The following is a 16,188-nucleotide window of genomic DNA, read 5'->3' on the forward strand; positions in this document are numbered from 1 at the left end:
TTAACCTGATAGCGGACTTCCCTTCTGTAACCACAATGGAACCTCGTCATGTTTGAGAACATTACCGCCGCTCCCGCCGACCCAATTTTGGGCTTGGCTGATTTGTTTCGTGCCGATGACCGCCCAGGGAAAATCAACCTCGGGATCGGTGTATATAAAGATGAGACAGGCAAAACGCCGGTGCTGACCAGCGTGAAAAAAGCCGAGCAATATATACTGGAAAATGAAACCACCAAAAACTACCTTGGCATTGACGGTATTCCGGAGTTTGGTCGCTGCACTCAGGAATTACTGTTTGGTAAAGGTCACGCACTGATTAACGACAAACGCGCACGTACCGCGCAAACCCCTGGTGGTACCGGTGCATTGCGTGTGGCGGCAGATTTCCTGGCAAAAAACACCTCAACGCAGCGCGTATGGGTAAGTAACCCAAGCTGGCCGAACCATAAAAGCGTCTTTAACTCCGCCGGTCTGGAAGTTCGTGAGTACAATTATTACGACGCTGCCAGCCATTCATTAGACTTTGATGCGCTACTGGCAAGCCTCAGTGAAGCACAGGCAGGTGACGTGGTACTGTTCCACGGTTGCTGCCATAACCCTACCGGTATTGACCCTACGCTGGAGCAGTGGCAAACGCTGGCACAGCTGTCGGTAGAAAAAGGCTGGTTACCACTGTTCGACTTCGCTTATCAGGGCTTTGCTCGTGGTCTGGAAGAAGATGCCGAAGGCCTGCGTGCATTCGCCGCGCTGCACAAAGAGCTTATTGTCGCCAGCTCTTACTCCAAGAACTTTGGCCTGTACAATGAGCGCGTGGGTGCCTGTACGCTGATTGCTGCCGATGCCGACACCGTTGACCGTGCGTTCAGCCAGATGAAGTCCGTCATTCGTGCCAACTATTCCAACCCACCGGCCCACGGTGCATCGGTTGTCGCCACCATTCTGAGCAATGATGCCCTGCGTGCAATCTGGGAGCAGGAACTGACCGACATGCGTCAGCGCATTCAGCGTATGCGTCTGCTGTTTGTGAATACATTGCAGGAGAAAGGGGCAAACCGTGACTTCAGCTTTATCATCAAACAGAACGGCATGTTCTCCTTCAGCGGTCTGACGAAAGAACAGGTTCTGCGTCTGCGTGAGGAGTTTGGCGTTTACGCTGTCGCTTCCGGGCGCGTGAACGTCGCGGGTATGACGCCTGACAACATGGCGCCGCTGTGCGAAGCGATTGTCGCCGTGCTGTAAGCTCACCTGAAAAGAGAAAGCCCGCATATTCGTGCGGGCTTTTTTTTGCCGGATGGCGGCTAGCGCCTTATCCGGCCTACGGACTGGATTTACCAGACCGGCATTTCATCCTGCAGGAACGGATTGTGCTGGCGTTCATTCCCCAGCGTTGAAAGCGGACCGTGACCAGGAATAAACGTCACGTCATCGCCCAAGGGTAATAACTTGCGTTTAATCGAGTCGATCAGCTGGCTGTGATCCCCGCGCGGGAAGTCGCTGCGTCCGACTCCACCTTTGAAAATCACATCGCCTGAAATCAGCAGCTTTGACTGTTCATCAAAGAAGACCACGTGCCCCGGCGTGTGGCCCGGACAATGCAACACCTGTAACGTCACGCTGCCAACGCTGATGCGATCGCCTTCGTTTAGCCAGCGATCGGGCGTTAACGGCTCGCAGTCACCCAAGCCAAACATGCGGCTCTGCGAAGGCAGTCCCTGTAGCCAGAACTCATCTTCTTTTTCCGGACCGATAACCGGTACACCATAATGTTGCGCCAGTTCAGACGCCGCGCCCACGTGGTCAAGATGACCATGTGTGAGCAGGATCTGCATAAGCGTCAGACCGCTGGCATCCACTTCCTGTTTGATTTTCTCGGCATCGCCGCCGGGATCGACCAACGCGGCAAGACGCGTTTGTTCACACCAGATCAGCGAGCAGTTCTGAGCGAATGCAGTGACCGGAATAATACGATAGTTCATACAGCTCCTGTTTCATTAAGCGACGGCTCACCAGTGCCGTGCAGGCCCGGTGTCAATATGCACAAAGTTACTGCGTGGGTAGTATCCTACACCACCTGCGCGCATAGATAACGCAGCTTTGCGAATATTACTTAATGCAACGCCTTCAATGTGGAAATCCATGGCCTGCCCTTTGGTGTGGTAACTTTTCTTTGCCACACCACGGCTGCGCGCGCGTAATTCGTTGTTGGTATCGACAGAACGATAGCCGGAGATCAGCTGTACGGGTTTACGCGTGCCGAGGAGGCCTTGCAGACGGAAGAGTTGATCGAACAATCCCGGATCGATGGACTTGACTTTATTCGCGCGAAAATCACGGAAAAAGTGGTTAAGTTTTGCTAATTCGTCCTGAATATAGCCCCTGCCATCAAAAAACTCAGCTTTAATTGACTCACCGGTATGCAGGTTATTCAGAGTCAATATACGCGGACGTGGGGTGGAGAGTGTAGCAAACGCAGGCGTGGGCAGGATGGCGGCGCCGAGGGCAACGCCACCAAGCGCCAGCAGTTTGCGGCGATTAGCGTCAAATTTGTCCATGGTATTAAGGTCTACAAGGTCAATGTTATCGTATGTATGCTCTAGCGCACGCGGGAAACCTTACCGGGCTAACTAGTCTGCGTCAAGGCTCCCAACCCCAGGAAATACGGGGCCTGTAGCCATTTCACCCCGTTTCCAACATAACTTACGACAATCATTTTCCTCGAACTGCTTCATTTATCTGATTAATTGTTCCACTTTTGACACAATTTGTGCACTGGATCGCGCAGTAAGATCGTAATTGTAAATATCTGTACGATATTGCGTACGCCCATCGGGTCCAACAAATGCGGTCAGATAGTAAAGATTAACCGGAATATTTTGGCGAATATTCACGTAGCGCGTATCCCCTTGTTTCAGGGCATCCGAGATCCGCGAATCATTCCAGCCCGCATCCTGTAGCAGCATATTCGCCAGTTCCGAGGCCTTATTCACGCGCACACAACCAGAGCTAAGCGCCCGCGTATCTTTCTGGAACAAATTATGATTCGGCGTGTCGTGCAGATAAATAGCGTCTGAACTCGGCATATTGAATTTATAACGTCCCAACGAGTTGCGCGCACCCGGCGCTTGCTGGAAGCGGAACGGCAGATTTGACGGCGTAATCGTCGCCCAGTCCACCTGCCACGGATCGATAGTTTCTTTACTGTTCCAGCCACGCATCACGGTATACCCGTGACGTTCGAGATAGCCCGGATCGTTCCATACCTTAGGCAAAATGTCTTTGCGCGCCAGCGTCGGCGGAACGTTCCACGGTGGGTTTACGACGACGTTATTCAGCGCGCTGCTCATCATCGGCGTTTTACGGTCAGGACGTCCCACAATAACCCGTGAATCCAGCATCTGATTACCGTTTTGATAATAGACCAGCGAGTAAGCCGGAATATTAACCATAATCCCGGTAGACATCTCACCCGGCAGCAGGCGTAAACGCTGGATATTCAGTGCCAGCACACCCGCGCGCTGCGCGGGCGTCACGTTCAGCCAGTCACGCGTTGCCGGACCAATTGCACCATCGGCCCCCAATCCCTGCCATGTCTGAAAACGCTTTACCGCCGCAACCAGTTCACTGTCGTAAGCACTACGCCCTTCTCGGGCAGATGTACTGACTGTCGCATCCAGCATGCCGGTGCGCTGCAAAATTTCGCGCAGGGCCGGAATATCATTACTCCATTCACCTGGGCGCAGCGTGGCTGTGCTGGTTAACTGTGGCCACGGACGTGAATCGCCCACCAGCTTCAGCAGCGATTCATGCATCGCCGCGTACTGCGGGTGCTGCGGCGTCAGACTGGCTATAAAGGGGGTTAACTGGCCGTTATCCAATGCCACCTGCCATTGATTAATCACTGAAATGGGCGGCGTAGTCAGCGCGTAAGGCTTGTCGCTGTAGAGCCAGCGATTGCCTTTGACCGGGATATTGGCAATAAAGTGAAGGTAGCCCATCATCGCGTCAGAAAGAACGGCATCCCGCGCCAGGCCCGTTACGCCTGGGTCGGTCAATAAAGCCACCCAATTGGTGAACTGCGGCTGAAAACCGGCAATCGCTACCTCGGCGAGCTGTTGCTGAAAGGCTTTGACCGCATCGCGATTTTCCCACATTGGTTTCATATCGCGGGCGGCGTACAGCAACTCCAGTTGGCTCATGTAAACCGGCGTATAACCTACTGGAAGTTGAGAACGTAATTCTGCGCGAGCATTATCCACAGACGCGCCATCCGGCAGCGCCTGAATACCCGCCATCACGGCTGTGGCGAAAGATTGTCCCTGCGGCTGCGATAACGCGGTTGGCTGCTCGCTGACGGTCGCTGAGCTGTCGCCAGGGATCATTTCAGGCTCATCGGCCTGCGCATTGAACAGCGGAGCGAATGTTACGGCCAGGCACAAACTGATTGCCGACAGCCGACGACCACACATTTTATTAAGCAACATCCCTTGCCCCCTGTTTTCTTTATCATACTTAAATAGCCAGGCCGTCTGTATTCTCCCGATTATCTCGGGGCGGGCCTGTAAAACGCCAATACGCTCTGAAGTATGACGAGCAAGCCCGGTGACGCGTCGGGCTTATCTTCAGTATATAAACATCAAATCGTTTTTGCCTAACCTAATGTAAAGAAATATAAAGAAATTACACCAGGCATTGAGTCCTTTTCAGAAAAGAAGAAGGCGGCCCTTTAGCCGCCTTCCTGACTTAACTTGCCTGTGATGAGGCATCTTCCGTTCCGGGCAGCGGTTCAGGAAGCTGCGGTGCAAACCCGCGCAGACCCACTACATGAACGTGCTCAGTATTCTGGAAGACCTTACGCACCAGTTTATAGGTGGTGCCTTTCTCCGGGCTGATGTTCTCCGGCGCGGCGATAATAAGCTGCATCTGCAAACGCTCGCACAGTTCAAACAGGGTCGCGATTGAGCGTGCATCCAGTCGTGCGGCCTCATCAAGGAACAGCAGACGACACGGGGAAATATCTTTCCCACGCAGTCTACGTCCTTCATCTTCCCAGCTTTGTACCACCATCACCAGAATCGACATCCCGGTACCGATCGCTTCACCCGTTGACAGCGCACCGGACTCAGCACGCAGCCAGCCGTCTGAACCACGGTTAACTTCAACTTCCATTTCCAGATAGTTGCGGTAGTCCAGTAGCTCTTCACCAATGGTTTGCGGCGTGCGCTGCCCCATGTCAATCTGCGGATTCAGACGCTGATACAGCTTCGCCAGCGCTTCCGAGAAGGTCAGGCGGTTGCTGTTAAACAGATCCTGGTGCTGCTCGTGCTGCTCGGACAGGACATCCAGCAACGTGGCGTGGGTTTCACGCACGTTAACGTTCAGACGAACGCTGTTAACCTGACCAAAGGAGACGTTTTGCAGACCCTGGTTCAGCATACGAATACGGTTTTGCTCGCGCTGGATAGTCTTACGGATGATGTTCGCCACGCTGCGGGAGCTGATCGCCAGCTTCTGTTCACGCGAGGTTAACTCTTCCGTCAGGCGGCTAAGCTCAATTTCCATTTGCTCGATGGCTTCCACCGGATCGTCGGTGCGGATAATATCCTGACGAATACGTTCGCGCAGATGCTGGTAGACCGCCACGAAGAACTGGATTTTGCGTTCCGGACGCTTCGGATCTTCGGACATGCGCAGTACGTCACGCAGGTGTTCGTTATCCGCCACCGCCAGACGTAGCGCACCCAACGCCTTATCCGACATTGAACGTAATTCATCCCCGGAAAGATAAGCCAGCTCGCGACGGTGCAGACGACGTTCAACGCCATTGTCTTTCACCATGCGCATCACGGCGCACCATCCGGCTTTCGCCATGACCACCTGCTCACGCATTTCAAAGTAATCACGTTCCAGCTTACGCAGCCTGCGGGTCAGGTTATCCATTTCCGCTTCGCAGAAGGTCAGTGCTTTTTCCAGTTGGTTACGGCGCGCACGGTTGTTGCTGAGTTGCGCATGCAGCTCATCACGACGGATACGCGCTCGTTCTTCCGCTCCGCTGTCGGCGCGAACGCCAATATCCTGCAGCTCGCGCTGTAAATCGTTTAGCAGCTCTTTTTTGGTGTCATACGAGCTTTTCAGCGACGCCATTACCTGGCTGTACTGACTTAGCTGTGCAGCATGACTGCGCAAGGCTTCACGAGCACGGGTACGTTCAGCTTCTGCGTGCTCCAGACGTTCACGTAGCTTCTCGTTCAGATCGCTGTTACCGCTGAGCATATCTGCCGAGTCGGAATAGCTAAAGTGCGCGCGGCGCTGGACGACTTCAGTCAGCGCAAACGCCTGCTGACGCGCGTCACGCTGCATTTGCTGCGAGTATGCGTAGTCTTCTTTTAACTGTTCAAACTGCTCGGGGTCATTTTGCAGAACCGAAACCATCGGCTCCAGTTTGGCAAGCTGATTACCATGCTGCTGAACGAAACGCGCGGCCTCCTGGGCTTCATCCAGACGTTCGCGGATTTCGTCCACGCGATCAGCTAAGGTGTCGTCGGCCAGCAGATTCAAACGCGGCAACAGGCGGTTAAGGGCTGAGACGCCCTCTTTCGCCTGTTCAAACTGCATGCGTTGCTGCTGGTTATCATTTTCATGATTGGTCAGCGCACGCTCCAGCTCAACGCGGCGGCTGTTCAGTTGGCGAATTTCCGCCTCGGGATCGGACTCAAACGCCACCGACAGATGGCTGCCGATAAAGCGGCTAAACGCCTGGTGCAGACGTTGCGTTTTCTGGACGTCAAACGAGAGCGTGGCGAAGCGTTCGGACAGCCCTTCACGTTCGGCATGCAGGGTTTCTATGCGGCTTTCCCGCGCGGCGCGACCAAAAATCGGTACCGTCGGGAAGCGAGAATAACGCCACTGACGCTCGGCGGTTTTCACCACCACCGCGCCTTCCAGTTCATCCACGCTGAAGACGCTGTCATCAAACGACTGCGGGTCCCCTTCGATGAAATAGAGATCTTCCGGGCAATCCGTCAGTCCAGACAGCTGTTCGGTGACCAGCGACAGGTCCGGGACCACGATGGCATGGCGCGACGGGCCATACAGCGCGGAGAAGTACGGGGCATCTTCAAGGCTGACGTCATCGTAGATTTCTGACAGCAGCACGCCACCAAAACGTTCGGCCAGTGCGTTGAGGCGCTGATCTTCTGCGCCCCCCGGCTGACTTAAGCGTTCTATCTCTTCATCTACCGCGTTTTTACGTGCGCCGACTTCATCACGCTCAACAATGGCTTCGCGTTCGCGCTCCAGCAGTTGTTGCAGATATTCGGTGACCTCCTGGCTGGAGGTAAACTCTTCACCGCACTGCTCGCTGAGCTGGTTGAGGCTATTTTGCGCCGCCAGCCAGACAGGGGCTCGTTGCATTAAATGCTGAATGCGGGATTGCAGCTGTTCCTGCTCCTGACGCAGGGTCATACGCTGTTCGCTGGCAGACGACACGCTATCAGACAAGGACGCGATGCGGGCTTCCAGCTCCTGGTGCAGGGCTTCCAGCTCGTCGATGTCGAAGTGTTTACCCTGACGCTTACAGAATTCAGCCAGCAAACGCTCGGCCTCCTGCTGTTCGCGCAGACGCTGTTCCAGCTCGTTCAGCCGCATGCGCAGCGGCTGAACCTGCTCCGCCAGATGCCGTTGCTCAACGCCTTCACGCAGCAGCTCACGCGCCACGCTCCAGGCTTCGCCGCGCGCCAGCGGGCCGTTTATCGCCGCCACCAGCTGATAGGCTTGTTCGAACTGGCTGTGCGCGGTTTGCGCCACGCTCATTTTTTGTTCGAGCGTCAGTAGTTTTTCCGTGGCTTCCTGCTCTTTCGCCTGGAAGGTTTCCAGCCACTCCGCTGCGGAGTCTGGCGTCAGATCCGGTAAATGACAGATCTCTTTGGCCCGGCTCAGTGCCTGAATCGCCTGAGTATACTGAATCGCACGCGTTTGCTGGACGTCCAGCGCCTGCTGATAATCGGCAAGCTGGTTTTTCAGCTCATCCACTTCCAGCTCGGCGGCTTCCGCCCGCGCTTCGTTGTCTTCCTGGCGATCGGCGGCTTCCGCCACCACTTCATTTTGTTCTTCGAGACGGATCTGTAACTCTTCGAGATCCGCTTCATAACGTTCAATTTTTTCCTGCTGACGCAGCGCGGTTTGCACCAGATTCAGGTGATCGCTGGCCGCCTGATAATCGGCTTCAAGGTCGCCTTCGGCGCCATTATGCTCGCCCAGCTCACGCGCCATATCCACGTGCTTATACTGCTCTGCCGCCAGTTGTTTACGTGACGTGTGCAGCTCACGACGATATTCCAGCGCTTTATCCAGGTGAATACGACGTTCGTTGGCATGGCGCATATAGTCCGCCGCCACGTAGTTGGTCGCTTCGCTGATCAGGTGCTTAAACAGGTCGCGGTCAGACTGGGTCACGCGTATGGCTTCCAGCGTCATGCGGTTTTCACGCAGCGCGGCTTCCATATCCTGGAACGCTTTACGCACCCCGCCGTTTTCCGGCAGCAGGTAGTCACGAAGCGAACGGGTGATGGCGCTGGAAATCCCGCCATAAAGCGAGGCTTCAATCAGACGATAGAATTTGCTTCGATCGGAAGCGGAACGCAGACGACGAGCGATGATGCCCAAATCGAACATCAGCGAGTGATAATCCGTTATCGAGTTGAATTGCTTAAACTGGACGCCTTCCATCTCCTCAAGCTTATCTTTCAGCTCTGCAAGAGACAGGACGCGCGCTTGACGCTCGTTCAACGTTTCTGTGACCAGTTCGGTTGGCTGTACCGACATCGGCAGCCCCTGAATGGCGAACGGTTTGATATCCACTTTACGATCGCGCCCGGCGACCTGTTGCAAGCGCACGCCAACCACTACGCGTTGATGACGCGAATTCAGGACGTCGAGCATCGAGTAACAGACACCCGCTTTGAGCTTACCGTGCAGGCCTTTATCGCGCGATCCGCTGGTCGCACCGGCTTCGGTGGTATTACGGAAATGCAGCAAGGTTAAGTCCGGAATCAATGCCGTAACAAATGCCGCCATAGTGGTGGATTTACCGGCACCGTTCCCGCCGGACAACGTGGTAACCAGTTCATCCAGGTCAAACGTGCGGGCAAAAAAACCATTCCAGTTGATCAGCGTTAGTGAGCGAAATTTACCGCGTTCAATCATTATTCTTCCTCTCCACTGTCCAGCTGATTCTCTTCTGGCTCATCGTTGAGTTGCAGATTATTTTCGACCGACATCGCCTCACCATCACGAATTAAACGACGCTGCGCTTCGCGCGGATCGTCACCGCTGCGCACATCCGCGCCAAAGCGGAACACCGATTCCGTAATGCGGAATTTGCTACTGTCATGGCCCATAAACCACACCATGCCTAAGCGGCGCAGGCGGTTTAATGAAGAACGTACTTTTTCCTGCAGCTTCTGACGGTCAACGTCCGAGCCGGTGGAGCGGTTATTCACCAGCCTGAGCAATTTAGCTTCGTCCGCCAACGTCAGCAGTTCGTCGTACAGTTCTTGCTGGGTAAAAATCCCTTCATTGGCCAGACGTTCCGGGCTGAGATAGAGATAGCAAAGAATTTTACCAACCATCATGTCCAGTTCAGACAATACTGAGCGCGGAATAAGCGTGGTCGAGCGCGGACGAAGGTAGAAAAAACCCTCCGGGGCGCGAATGAGCTCCACGTTATAGCGGCTGTAAAATTCTTCAAAATATTCCTGAAAGTCCATCAGGAAGGCATGATTATCCAGCTCATCCAGCCCGATATGTCGGCCCGAACGTAATGCGCTGTCCAGCGCCGGAAATAACGGATTCGCCAGCGCCTGCGCCAGCTTAACCGGCATCACTTTTTCAATATTTGTCAATGACATGCGCCTGTACCTTGGCTCCGTAATCATTAATCGGCTGCCATTTGGCTGGCAGTCCGGTGAAATCTGCTTGCGCTACGCCAAGGCGTACCGCCTGATCGATAACAATACGCGCAACGTCGAAGTGACGCGCGCGCGGATATTGCGCCAGATACTCGCGCACTACCAAACCGAGATCCAGTGGCGTTTGTCTGGATTTATAGATAGCCAACTGTTCTTCGATGATCGCTGCCAGCTGTTCACGGATCTCGTTAAATTCTTCATACTCAAGGTCCGGCGGCAGTTCCCCAGTGACCTCTTCATCACGCAACACCATCTCTTCGTCACGCATGTCCAACAGACGATCGGCATTGGCATAGGTCAACGCCCACGGATCGTCAAAGTAAGTCTGGACAGACTGGCGCAAACGCTGAGCAAAGACGCGGTTTTTATCCATATCAATCGCGGTACGGATGAATTTATGCACGTGGCGATCGTAGCCGATCCACAGATCGATGGATTGCTGACCCCAGCTTATAATACGGTCAAGCTTGCTCTGTAAGTCGAACACCAGACGGTCAACGAAATGCAGATCGTCATGGGTCATGGTGGAGTCCTGAATACGCAGCAGGTTAGCCTGTAGCTTATCCCCCGCTGCTTCCAGCGTGTCCTGCAGTTCACGCAGCGTGCCGGAGGTTTCAGACAGCAGCATTTCGCAGCTGGAAATCGCCGCCCGCCAGTCTTTATTCAGCAATTGGGCAATGTCGTCTTTCACCTGCTGCTGCTGCTCATCCATAATGCGCTGCGTCAGGTCGATGCTGTCGAAGATTTCCGCCACCGAATATTTCAGCGGTGCGTACACATTGCGGTGCCAGTGGAACTCATCGCCGCCTTCTTCGGCCGCATCTGCCGCGCGCTTCAGTTCCCCAGCCACAATTGAGAGCTGCATGGAAAGGCGCAGCGTCGAGAACTCACGCTGGCGGATGTAATAATCGGTGATGCCAATCCCCAATGGCGTCAGACGATAAATGGCGTTTCCTTCCGCCTGCTCGCTGGTAAAGCGGTTCAGCAGACGTTGACGCACCATATCGTTGATCGCGTTGTTGGCGCGCACGCCGATGGTTTCGCTGGTTTGCTCAAACGCATCACTGACATGGCGGAATGCATCCACCAGTTCGCCTTCACTCATCTCACCGTCAAGCCGCTCACCGTTCAGCGTAGCCACAGCCAGCAGAAAAGAAAGTCTGTCTACCGGCAGAGAGATGGAAAAGTCATTTTTTCTGGCCCAGGCAACCAGTTCGGGGACTGTCTGGGAAAATTCACTCATAGGTTATCCTTGCATCTGCGGTTTGCGCGCGGTGACATGAATATAACGCCCAAGGCTGATAAACGGCTCCTGGCGACAATAGCGCGTTTCTATTTCTGTTAAAGCGTCAAAACAGTCATGCTGTTTTTGTTTATCACGCAGATAATCATGAAACACCCTCACGCCCGTTTTACCGGTTATCTCCCAGCCGATATCCTCCAGCCAGCCATAGACTTGCTGAGGGTCGCGCGGGAAATCGGGAGACAACGTGCGCCGTTTCTTTTTATACATTCCCTGCTGTACATAGCCGAAATTACCGACCAACACATTACGCATCAACAGACCGTTTGCATTGTAGAACATCAGCGATAAAGCACCGCCCGGGCGTAACATCGACCACAGTGTTTTTAAGACCGCTTGCGGGTCAGCCACCCATTCCAGCACAGCATGAAACAATATCAGATCAACCTGAGAATCCAAATGCTGCGGAATGTCCTGAGCGGCACAATGTATAAAATGCATGTTGTCGCTCACACCTTGCTCTTCTGCCGCTCGTTGCGCTCGCGCCACCATTTCAGCAGAAAGATCGCACAAGGTGACGTGATGGCCCCGCTGCGCCATCAGAATGGCTGTCTGCCCTTCTCCGCCACCCGCATCAAGCACACGCAACGTTTGGCCCGCGTAGTCGGCAAGCAGCGTGTCCAGATCCTGCCAGAGGATCGTCTGACGAAGCTGACCTTTGGTGGTACCGTAAATGTTACGGGAAAACTTCTCGGCAATATCATCAAAATTGCGATCCCGCATCGCGCACTCCACATGCTGGCTTAAGGGTGACTAAGTAAAACCGCTATTTTGTCACACCCACGCCGAGAATGAACCTTTCTGGTGTAATATCCCTGCTGATCTTCTGCTGTATGGTTAAAAAAGGAACCAAAAAGGATGCTTTTTACGCTGAAGAAAGTGATTGGCGGTATGATGCTGCCGCTTCCGTTGATGCTGCTGGTGATGGGGATAGGACTGGCGCTAGTGTGGTTTAGTCGCTTTCAGAAAACAGGGAAAGTGTGTATTAGCCTTAGCTGGCTGGCACTTTTGCTGCTCAGCTTGCAGCCCGTCGCCGATAGTCTGCTAAAACCGATTGAGGATACCTATCCCACCTGGCAGGATACGCAGAAAGTCGAGTTTGTTGTGGTACTGGGCGGAGGTTATACGTGGAACCCGCAATGGGCGCCGAGTTCAAATCTTATCAATAATAGCCTTCCGCGCCTCAATGAAGGTCTGCGCCTGTGGCGAGCCAATCCGGGATCGAAACTTATCTTTACTGGTGCTGCAGCTAAGACCAATCCCGTCAGCACTGCTGAAGTTGGTGCCCGAGTGGCGCAATCACTGGGGGTTCCCCGCAGTGAGATAATTACCCTGGATGAACCTAAAGATACCGAAGAAGAAGCCGCCGCAGTGAAAAAAACAATCGGTGACGCGCCATTCCTGCTGGTGACCTCCGCATCACATTTACCGCGCGCGATGATCTTCTTCCAGCAGGCCGGACTGCATCCGCTACCAGCACCCGCTAATCAACTGGCGATAGACTCTCCGCTGAACCCGTGGGAGCGCGCCATTCCGTCCCCCGTCTGGCTGATGCACAGCGATCGCGTCGGCTACGAAACGCTGGGAAGGATCTGGCAGTGGTTGAAGGGCTCATCAGGCGAGCCAGGGCAACAGTGATTTGGTTGCCAGATCAAAGTTAGACCGACTGAAACGCCCGGTATTGACCAACTGGGCGACTTCATCCCACAACACATACAGCCAGCGTCGCCAGATGAACGACTCCGCCACGGGCGCGCGTTGCAGATATTGCCACAACAGGCTTTCCGCCAGCGCATTATCCATCAGCCGGAACAGCTCAAACTCTCTTGGCGCCCAGAGCATTAATCCCGGCCCGACCATTGCCAGGAGCTGATCGCTACGGGCATCTTTGAGCATACTGCGCAAACTGAAATTGCCGTGGATCAGAACGCAGTTATCGTTAAAACCTTCGAACAGGCTGGGCAGGCACTCTCGGGTACGAAACAAAATCCGTTTGTCCTGCATCGTTAACCCGGTATTGCTGAACTGGTTGAGGGTGCTCCACAACACCTCCACACGTTGACGATACCAGGATGGCCAGAAATTTTCCTGGGTATTATCCACCTCACCAACACATCCGCGACTGTCCTGGCGATGCCATGACAGCATACCTTCTACAATCTGATCTTTTAAATGTTCCCAACGCTCGGGCGTTCTGGCAGGTGCTTCCACCGGCACGCCGCGTAAGCGCTCAAGTAGCAGCACGTCCGGGCCAGGATGTTCCTCGTGCGTCAGGACACCATAAATGACCGGCATACGTACCGTACCACTGCGCGCCAGCATGGACGTTTTCCATGCCAGCTGCTGTGCCATACCCGGCGTAGTGAAACTTCTCGCCATCAGCGGCATCGGGTTTCCCTGGCTGTCATACAATGCCCACAGCGCTGTATCCGCTTTTTCATTCACGCATTCTATACGACTGAGTTTTTCACCCAGTAAATGACTGAGTTCGGCACGCAACTGTTCCATTTCAGATGGCCCTCATAAATGCGACTGCTTTCATAATGAGCGTCGTGCAGACGGATGTCACCCGGATGAGATCAATTGATGAACAGAAAAGTGGAAGAAAAGAATCAAGATACGACACTCCTCCCACTAATACTCGTCAGATATCAATCTGTAGTGAGGGGAGTGTGATTAGAAAAACTAACGCATTTCTGCGCGAACGCGCTCGAGATCTTCGGCGGTATCAACACCTGTGCCGGGTACTTCTTTTGCCACAGCAACGTGAATTTTTTCGCCGTACCACAGTACGCGGAGCTGCTCCAGCATTTCAATATGCTCAAGCGGGCTCGGCTGCCAATTAACATAGCGACGGATAAAACCGGCGCGATAGCCATAAATCCCCAGGTGACGCAGGAAAGTATCACCGACGGTTTCAAGACTTTTGGCAAAACGATCGCGATCCCAGGGAATAGTTGCCCGTGAGAAATAGAGCGCATAACCTTCCGAATCCAGTACCACTTTTACCGCATTAGGATTAAAGGCTTCTTCCGTGGTGTGGATCGGCGCGGCAAGCGTTGCCATACCGACCTGCCGCTGCGCCAGGTTCTCTGCTACCTGCCGAATAATGACCGCCGGGATCATCGGCTCATCACCCTGCACGTTCACAATAACGGTATCGTCGCTAAAACCACATTTCTCGACGACTTCCGCCAGGCGCTCCGTTCCGGACTGGTGATCGGCGCGCGTCATGCACACTTCCCCACCCACCGCTTCGACTGCGCGAGCAACATCTTCATGATCGGTAGCAACAATAATGCGATCGGCACCGGACTCGCGCGCACGCTCCAGAACATGCACGATCATCGGTTTGCCGTTGATATCCAGCAGTGGCTTACCGGGCAGGCGCGTAGACGCATAGCGCGCGGGAATAATGACCACAAAACTCATGATTTACTCTCATCCGCCGTCAGGGCGCGAGCTTCCGTTTCCAGCAACACGGGAATACCGTCTCGCAGTGGGAACGCCAGGTTATCCGGCTTACAAATAAGTTCCTGTTTTTCCTGGTTGTACCAGAGTTTTCCATTGCATACCGGGCAGGCAATAATTTCAAGCAGACGATGATCCATAGTTCCTCCAGATGGACCGGATTGTGAATCCGTAAATATTAACATATTCGTTTAGCGGGCTGGGGCTATTTCCCAGCCATCACGGCAGTCGACAAATAAACTGTCAGGATAGCGTCCCAGCGTAACGCGTGTCGCCTGTTGCCAGCGCGCAAAATCATCGATGGCCTGGAACACGCCCCTTTGCAGGGTAATTCCCGGTTTGACGCCATCCTGCAACCATAGTGAGATAATCTCTAGCACGCCCGTTTTACGGTGCATTTTAGCATCCATACGACCCACCAGTTGCCCACGATGCAGCAAAGGCAAAACAAAATAGCCGTATTGCCGTTTCGGCGCTGGCGTATAGCACTCCAGCCGATAGTTAAAATCAAACAACTGCTCCGCGCGTTTACGATCCCAGACCACCGGGTCAAAGGGAGATAACACAGCACTGTGGGTGGCTGTTAATTTGCCCGCCTTTGCCTGTTCAAGCAATGGTAGAAGATCGCTATGGAGCCACATAGGCCCCAACCTTTCGACATCGACAGGGATGATTTTCCGTTGCTCTGCGCGCACATCACGCCAGTTTTTGAGTTCTGGACGCTTCAATCGATAGTAGTCCGCCAGCCACGGTTCGCGGAAAATACCGAGGCTGCGCGCACTGTTGTCCAGCATGGCCGTTTCCGCTTGCGTCTGCGAAAGCAAGTCTCGTTCATCATCCCAGTGCGGCATAACCCGATGCGTTACATCATAGACCCGCTGGAAATTACGCCGCTCCACCACCATCACCCTACCGGCGGTGAACAGTCCTTCAAGATGACGTTTCTGCGGCTTCCATTCCCACCACCCGCTGGTTCCCTTGCGCGGATGCTCAAAATCGGCTGAACGCACCGGTCCATTTTGCTGAATGTGATGAAGCAATTGTTCAATCTCATGGACATGCTCTTGCATCCAGGCGGCTTTGTACTTCCAGCCCATATTCTCTGGGGCAAGCATACGATGGCGAATCAGCATAAAGTCGCTGCGCGGTAAGAAGCACGCCTCATGCGCCCAATATTCCATCAACTCACCACGTAGTAGCGAGTCATCCAGCCACTGCGGGGAATAGTCGCCCAGGCGACTGAACAGCACCAGATAAGGGCTACGCGCGACAATATTAATGGTGTCTATTTGCAGTAAAGACATACGCGTAATGGTCGCAAGAATATCTGCCGGGGTCGCCTGACGACGTGTTTTTTTCAGCAGGCCCTGTGCTGCCAGGTGAAGATGACGAGCATCCGTCAGAGAAAGGTGCGGCAACGACATGGATAACCTCATCAATCAGTCGCTG

Annotated in this window: 13 protein-coding genes; 2 read left to right on the top strand and 11 right to left on the bottom strand. The window is 54.0% G+C overall.

All coding sequences use genetic code 11. From position 1 onward, the window contains the following. Positions 1-48 precede the first annotated feature (48 nt). Positions 49-1,239: an aspartate transaminase gene (aspC, locus tag AC3ITF_RS14615; protein ID WP_135912320.1), complete on the top strand. Its 1,191-nt coding sequence runs from the start codon at positions 49-51 to the stop codon at positions 1,237-1,239. Between the two features lie 89 nt (positions 1,240-1,328). Here the strand turns inward: aspC and AC3ITF_RS14620 are convergent, their stop codons facing one another. The 7 genes from AC3ITF_RS14620 to cmoM form a co-directional block, all read right to left on the bottom strand. Then, positions 1,329-1,976: an MBL fold metallo-hydrolase gene (locus tag AC3ITF_RS14620; protein WP_181490385.1), complete on the bottom strand. Its 648-nt coding sequence runs from the start codon at positions 1,974-1,976 to the stop codon at positions 1,329-1,331. 27 nt (positions 1,977-2,003) lie between these two features. Next, positions 2,004-2,552 carry a peptidoglycan L,D-endopeptidase MepK gene (gene mepK, locus AC3ITF_RS14625; RefSeq protein WP_096757664.1) on the bottom strand — a complete coding sequence of 183 codons (549 nt, stop codon included), beginning with the start codon at positions 2,550-2,552 and terminating at the stop codon, positions 2,004-2,006. Positions 2,553-2,729: 177 nt separating this feature from the next. After that, positions 2,730-4,481 (bottom strand): L,D-transpeptidase, encoded by a 1,752-nt coding sequence (ldtD, locus tag AC3ITF_RS14630; RefSeq protein ID WP_489175788.1) that lies wholly within the window; start codon positions 4,479-4,481, stop codon positions 2,730-2,732. Positions 4,482-4,740: 259 nt separating this feature from the next. Continuing rightward, on the bottom strand, positions 4,741-9,201 hold the full coding sequence (gene mukB, locus AC3ITF_RS14635) for a chromosome partition protein MukB (protein WP_489175789.1): 4,461 nt from the start codon (positions 9,199-9,201) through the stop codon (positions 4,741-4,743). Further along, the gene (gene mukE, locus AC3ITF_RS14640) at positions 9,201-9,905 is read right to left on the bottom strand and encodes a chromosome partition protein MukE (protein WP_489175790.1); all 705 of its coding nucleotides are present in this window, start codon (positions 9,903-9,905) and stop codon (positions 9,201-9,203) included. The genes mukB and mukE overlap by 1 nt, the downstream gene beginning before the upstream one ends. Then, on the bottom strand, positions 9,886-11,208 hold the full coding sequence (gene mukF / locus AC3ITF_RS14645; RefSeq protein WP_096757668.1) for a chromosome partition protein MukF: 1,323 nt from the start codon (positions 11,206-11,208) through the stop codon (positions 9,886-9,888). The genes mukE and mukF overlap by 20 nt, the downstream gene beginning before the upstream one ends. A gap of 3 nt (positions 11,209-11,211) precedes the next feature. Further along, a complete protein-coding gene (gene cmoM, locus AC3ITF_RS14650; RefSeq protein WP_182292619.1) occupies positions 11,212-11,991 on the bottom strand; it encodes a tRNA uridine 5-oxyacetic acid(34) methyltransferase CmoM in 780 nt (259 codons plus the stop codon). Positions 11,992-12,126: 135 nt separating this feature from the next. Between cmoM and elyC the strand changes: the two genes are divergently transcribed. Continuing rightward, a complete protein-coding gene (gene elyC, locus AC3ITF_RS14655) occupies positions 12,127-12,906 on the top strand; it encodes an envelope biogenesis factor ElyC (RefSeq protein ID WP_115258937.1) in 780 nt (259 codons plus the stop codon). Here the strand turns inward: elyC and AC3ITF_RS14660 are convergent. The 4 genes from AC3ITF_RS14660 to AC3ITF_RS14675 all read right to left on the bottom strand — a co-directional run bounded on the left by AC3ITF_RS14660 (position 12,883) and on the right by AC3ITF_RS14675 (position 16,163). After that, positions 12,883-13,776 (bottom strand): YcbJ family phosphotransferase, encoded by an 894-nt coding sequence (locus AC3ITF_RS14660; protein WP_096757672.1) that lies wholly within the window; start codon positions 13,774-13,776, stop codon positions 12,883-12,885. The two genes, elyC and AC3ITF_RS14660, sit on opposite strands and share 24 nt — an antisense overlap. A 177-nt stretch (positions 13,777-13,953) precedes the next feature. Further along, positions 13,954-14,700 (bottom strand): 3-deoxy-manno-octulosonate cytidylyltransferase, encoded by a 747-nt coding sequence (gene kdsB / locus AC3ITF_RS14665; RefSeq protein ID WP_117341716.1) that lies wholly within the window; start codon positions 14,698-14,700, stop codon positions 13,954-13,956. Further along, positions 14,697-14,879: a protein YcaR gene (gene ycaR / locus AC3ITF_RS14670; protein WP_096757674.1), complete on the bottom strand. Its 183-nt coding sequence runs from the start codon at positions 14,877-14,879 to the stop codon at positions 14,697-14,699. Before ycaR ends, kdsB begins: the two co-directional genes overlap by 4 nt. A 51-nt stretch (positions 14,880-14,930) precedes the next feature. Next, entirely contained in the window at positions 14,931-16,163 is a 1,233-nt protein-coding gene (locus AC3ITF_RS14675; RefSeq protein WP_181688319.1) for a winged helix-turn-helix domain-containing protein, read from the bottom strand. Between the last annotated feature and the right edge of the window lie 25 nt (positions 16,164-16,188).

Source organism: Citrobacter sp. KH_055_1, from assembly GCF_057838705.1.